This window comes from Flavobacterium macrobrachii, from assembly GCF_014486675.1.
Lineage (GTDB): Bacteria > Bacteroidota > Bacteroidia > Flavobacteriales > Flavobacteriaceae > Flavobacterium > Flavobacterium macrobrachii.
Map to the genome: position 1 here is coordinate 1 of NZ_JACTAC010000114.1, position 4988 is coordinate 4988.

At 31.5% G+C, this 4988-nt stretch carries 6 protein-coding genes; all 6 read right to left on the minus strand.

Annotation, left to right across the window (positions count from 1 at the left end):
• Positions 1-16 precede the first annotated feature (16 nt).
• Complete coding sequence (locus IAI56_RS15125; protein ID WP_187658656.1) at positions 17-436, minus strand: DUF6196 family protein; 420 nt, start codon at positions 434-436, stop codon at positions 17-19.
• 81 nt (positions 437-517) lie between these two features.
• Complete coding sequence (locus tag IAI56_RS15130) at positions 518-676, minus strand: NAD(P)-dependent oxidoreductase (RefSeq protein ID WP_187658657.1); 159 nt, start codon at positions 674-676, stop codon at positions 518-520.
• A gap of 328 nt (positions 677-1004) precedes the next feature.
• Positions 1005-1988, minus strand: coding sequence for a CE1 family esterase (locus IAI56_RS15135; RefSeq protein ID WP_187658658.1), 984 nt, complete (start codon positions 1986-1988; stop codon positions 1005-1007).
• Between the two features lie 415 nt (positions 1989-2403).
• Entirely contained in the window at positions 2404-2940 is a 537-nt protein-coding gene (locus IAI56_RS15140) for a hypothetical protein (protein WP_187658659.1), read from the minus strand.
• A gap of 151 nt (positions 2941-3091) precedes the next feature.
• Positions 3092-3874, minus strand: a complete 783-nt coding sequence (locus IAI56_RS15145; RefSeq protein ID WP_187658660.1) for an alpha/beta fold hydrolase — start codon at positions 3872-3874, stop codon at positions 3092-3094.
• A 435-nt stretch (positions 3875-4309) separates the two neighbouring features.
• Positions 4310-4864: a Crp/Fnr family transcriptional regulator gene (locus tag IAI56_RS15150; protein ID WP_204158660.1), complete on the minus strand. Its 555-nt coding sequence runs from the start codon at positions 4862-4864 to the stop codon at positions 4310-4312.
• Positions 4865-4988: the final 124 nt, after the last annotated feature.

Below are 4988 nucleotides of genomic sequence, written 5' to 3' on the forward strand. Positions count from 1 at the left end.
GTGTTGGTGGCAGTTTTTATTCTCTAAGCTTTCTAACAAGTTCAATTACATCGTCTGCTATAGATGCCGGACAGCCCCAATAATCAAAAATTCCACCTCTTCTTGTATTTTGTCCGCATACTACAAATACACCTGTACCTAATTCTCTTTTTATAGTGCTTGCCAACCATCCAACAAAGCCACTATTGTCCAGTCCATCTTTGAAATGAAAACTAAATAGTTTAAAGTTTTCTGTTTCTGAACTTTCTGAGGGTATCAAAAAACTCCAAACCTCTTCATCTCTGACAATTGCAAGTGCTCTCTCGTCTAATTCAAATTTTTCAATAGGGCACTCTTTAAAGAAATACTCCACGTCATATATTTTTAGTTCCGAAGTCTGAATTACTTTTCTTAACCTATTATCGGTCTGTTCTGGTGTTTCTGAGCTTATGTACATATTAAACTATTTATAATTCCTTAAAAATATTAAATCCATGTTCACCATTTCTTGATGTCCAAATAAATTGTCCTACTAATTTTATCTTTCCATTCTCAACAGAAATATCGCATTCTTAGCTTCCATTGGAATGGAATTCCTATTTCGAAAAAGAATGGTTACCTGATAATCTTGATATAAAGCTTTTTTTAGAATTGCGTGCCCCGAAAAACCACTTGAGCCAAAAATGACTACTTTCATATGTAATGTTAAATTGCATTTGTTAAACAAAGTCGTTTTCTAATATAAGTGTAAAAAAATGAATTTTTTGGAAGGCTGTCTGTTACAATATCCTCTGAAAATAAATTAATTAGTAATGTCTATTCGTTTAGAATAGTGAATGAAATGATTTAAATTTCCAAATAATGTTAAAAACAGAAAACTAACTCTATTAACACTTTCTCATAAAATAAAAAAACTTTCGGTAAAGTATCGTAATACCGCTTGGTGAAGTGGCTGATTTTGAATCACTTAAATTCAATTTAGCACTGAACCCGCCATTTTGCTAAACCGCTATTGTATGCTGTTTTTATTGAAGTCCCTTAAAAAAACTCCAAACTTCTTCTGCAAATTCAATATCTCGGTTTTGTACACCACTAGCAGCCGATGAATTACTAAAAACGGTTTTACTTGGAACTTGATGTCCTGCGTTATGCAATACATAATACACAAGTGGATTCGCTCCATTATATACCCTTTTTTCAACATTCCCGGCATCGGTAACATTAACATCAAATTGTGAAACTACAGGGATCTCATTTTGCAATCCATTCCTTTGCAAACAATAGTTAATAGTTGCAGACTGCGAAATTACTTTTCCACGATTACAATTTCCACCTACATTAGCAACACATCCACCATTTGCTGGCATGGCAGGATCACTAGTACCATGTGTAAGCAATATGGGCAAAGGAATTGACGAACCTGTTGTACATACCCCACTTTCAGGAAACTCTGGAAGATTTCCACTCGATACTGCAATCGCTTTTATAGTCTCTGGAAATTGAAACGCATAGGAAAAGGTCATCAAGGCGCCATTACTTGTACCAGTTAAAAACATTTTAGAAGCGTTGATAGTTAACTCTGAAACCAATTGTGCATTCAACTGTTTTAAAAAAGTAATGTCGTCACCTTGACTACCTGAAAAATCATCACTTCTACAATCATTCCATCCTGGATTTCCCTGAATATCAGATGAACCTTCAGGATATACTACTAAGAATTTATCGATGTCTGCAAGTGTTCTGAAAACAGAAAGCGGATGCTCGCCAAGGTTTGAAACTCCTAATCCTGTACCACCACCACCGTGTAAAACTGTTACAACAGCATTTACAGAAGTCATTCCCGCAGGACGATATACCAAATACTTACGGCTAACAGAATTGACGGTTATATAATGAGTGGTCAAGCCTTCTGGATAAGGAATTAAAGAAGGACTTGCAATATTTGAGTGGTCATCATTATTACAACCAAATAAAGAAATTAATACCAATAACAAAAATGATCTGATCATATTTCATAAAATTTAAAATTCTATTGTTTAGATAGCAATTTGAATAAAAAGTTTAATTTTAGTTTCTTCAAATTCACCTTAAATCTTTTCTGCCAAAAAAATAAACGTTCTATCAATGACTTCCAATAAAGGAATTAAAAGCAGATTTCCCTTGAACACTATCAAAGAGAGAACCATGTTCATCTCCAAGAATCTCAACAAACTTCGGCTTTGACAATCTGTACAATTAAACACCTCTTGTTTGAAAATGGACCAAGAATACATCTGAATTGGTGAATCATAAAGACCCTGTACTAAACAAAATATCCGATTTAAATCCATTATTAAAATTAAGTAAAGACCGTTCAAAATAAGCATTACTGTTTTCCGAAGTTAAACCATATACATTTTTTAGTCTTGTACATACTGCACTTTGCTAAACTTGCCCATTTTCTTCTAATTGACAACGATAAACCAGATTTAAAGGTCCCGGTGCATTGGCAATTACACCATTGGTTGGGTGCAGGGTATTAAGTCGGGTAAACATATATCCACCCTGAGAATGGCCTGCCAAAAATATTTTGCCTACTGTTAATCCTAATTCTTGGTTAGCGGTATTTTTTAACCACAACAGAGCGGCTTCTGCCTGAAGAATTGAATCACCTAATAGTACATTTTCTTGAGGGTAAGCTACACTAATCAGCATCATATCTTTACGATCCAAAATCCCCTTGAATTTGTCAAGTGTAGTATTGGCCGCAGTCAAAATATCTTGATCACTTAAAACAGTACCGTGAAAAACCATCAAAACATCAACATTTTTCAAATTAGGTTGATCGATAATTACAGTGACAGAAATACCATCATTTTGTATGATTTTAGTCGTATGTTCTCTTAATATGGTGGGAATAAAATAATCCTTACTACATGAGAAACAAGTTATAAATAAAAAAAAACAGAACAGTCGAGACATAAAATTGTGATTGTTAATTTAGTCTTTGACACATTTAATCGTTTAAGGTTTATTTAGAACCTCACAGTTTTAATATGATTAAGAAAAAAGTCTGTTTTTAAATATCTCTTAATCTCCAAAAATTAGAAAAAATCGGTTTATGAATATAAATTTAACTCACGAGTCTCTTAATCATTTTTAACACCTCTGTTGGATTTTCTAGAGGGCTTACATGACCTCCATCTACAACGATTGTCTCAATCAGTGGTGGTATTTGCACATAATCTTCTTTCCCTATTAAAGCTATTGCTTTTACTTTTAAATTGATAATTAAACCGGTAACATCTTTTGCATTAATGATAACCGTTTCATCAACTTTAATCAACTCTTTTCTTGAAAGAATATCCATTGTTAGCTTAAGTTGCATTAGTAAAGAAGGATTGTTTTTAAGAGAAACCCTTCCAAATAGAAATTTTGCTGTTTGACTAGTATAAAAATTTCGAAAAAAAAGGAGTGGATGTTGCAATGCAAAAATTACCTCTTGCTTTTTGGTTGGAGATAAAAAAGGCATATTACAAAAGCCAATGGATGAAAATCTATCGGGATTTTTGCTTGCAGCTCGTAAGATAGTCATGCTTCCCCATGAGTGCCCAACAGCTATAACCTTTTTTAAATTTAGGGCATCTAATATATCTATCAACATATTTGCACAGTCCTGCAAAGTCCAATTAGAAATTATATTTATTCTACTTTTACCGTGCAAAGGCATGTCAATTGAAATAGTTGTCCGCTGAGTTAAATATTCAATTTGATTGTCCCATAAATGATGATCAAAATACACCCCGTGTAAAAAAATAATTGGTAAGTCATCTGTTTTTACTTCTTTAATGTAAACAGCAATTTTACCAATTTTCGTATCAACAAACAGAGCTTGTTTTTGATTATGAATATTCATGTTATAAAGAATTAGGATAAATAGAAAAATATATCACAATAAAAAATTGACTTGATAATATTCCAACAAGTTCTGTAAATTTTAATTTAAAAAAAATTATGAATTCCAAGTCAAGTTAGAGAAAGTTTAGAACCTTTCATACGGATATACCCTAATCTCCTGGTTAATTTAAACTTATAGAGTAATTTAGTGTATAAGTATCTGTTATTAGAAAAAACCAAAATCTATGTTAAGACTTAAAAAAAAACATTAACTTTTCAATCACAATTGACACGTTATGTGAAGAATATTATTCAAAATAAACTTTTGGTTTCTGATTTGCAATAATCGTTTTAGTTAGATGATAATAAAACTAATTTTGAAGTAATGAATCAGAATAAACAACTTCATTTAAATTAAATTATCTAAAATAATTGATTTGCAAAATAAAGGTGTTTAAAAATCTTCACCTGACACATTAGTGTCAATTTGATTTTTAGATATTTTTTTTCTGATACGTGTTAAAGATTGACGTTCTATACCAAGGTAAGAAGACAAATAAGATATTGAAATCCTGTTATATATTTTAGGGAAAGTTTTTATAAAATCTAAATAACACTCTTCTGCATTTTCAAACAAAAAACTTTCTATACGCTTTTGATGTTGTTTTAATACCTCCTCAGCAATCAAACGCCCATAACGCTCTAATGTGTAATATTTTGAATAAGAATCTTGCATGTGTGAATAAGAAATATTGACAATCTCACATGGTTCGATACATTGTGTGTAGAACTTACTTGGCTCCAAAGTAATAAAGGCAACGTAGTTTGTTGCAAAATCATTTTCTGCAATGAAACGAACTGTTATCTCTTTTCCTTCATCATTTACGTAATATGATCGTAAAAGTCCTTTTGTAACAAATCCAACACTTTCTTGAACTTTGTTGGCTTGTATGTAAAACTGCTTTGTATTAAATGTAGAAACGGTTAATCCTTTCTCAAGGTAACTCAATTCAAGATGTGATACTTTTGGACAAATTTTCTTTACAGAATCTAAATATTTTTTTATTTAGTCAGACATCACAACTTAAAAGTTTTAAAACAATACAATATACTAAAATTACTTATTATTTAAC

Coding starts and splice junctions, on each gene's coding strand:
- IAI56_RS15125 (WP_187658656.1), bottom strand. CDS start 436: ATGTACATAAGCTCAGAAACACCAGAACAGACCGATAATAGGTTAAGA.
- IAI56_RS15130 (WP_187658657.1), bottom strand. CDS start 676: ATGAAAGTAGTCATTTTTGGCTCAAGTGGTTTTTCGGGGCACGCAATT.
- IAI56_RS15135 (WP_187658658.1), bottom strand. CDS start 1,988: ATGATCAGATCATTTTTGTTATTGGTATTAATTTCTTTATTTGGTTGT.
- IAI56_RS15140 (WP_187658659.1), bottom strand. CDS start 2,940: ATGTCTCGACTGTTCTGTTTTTTTTTATTTATAACTTGTTTCTCATGT.
- IAI56_RS15145 (WP_187658660.1), bottom strand. CDS start 3,874: ATGAATATTCATAATCAAAAACAAGCTCTGTTTGTTGATACGAAAATT.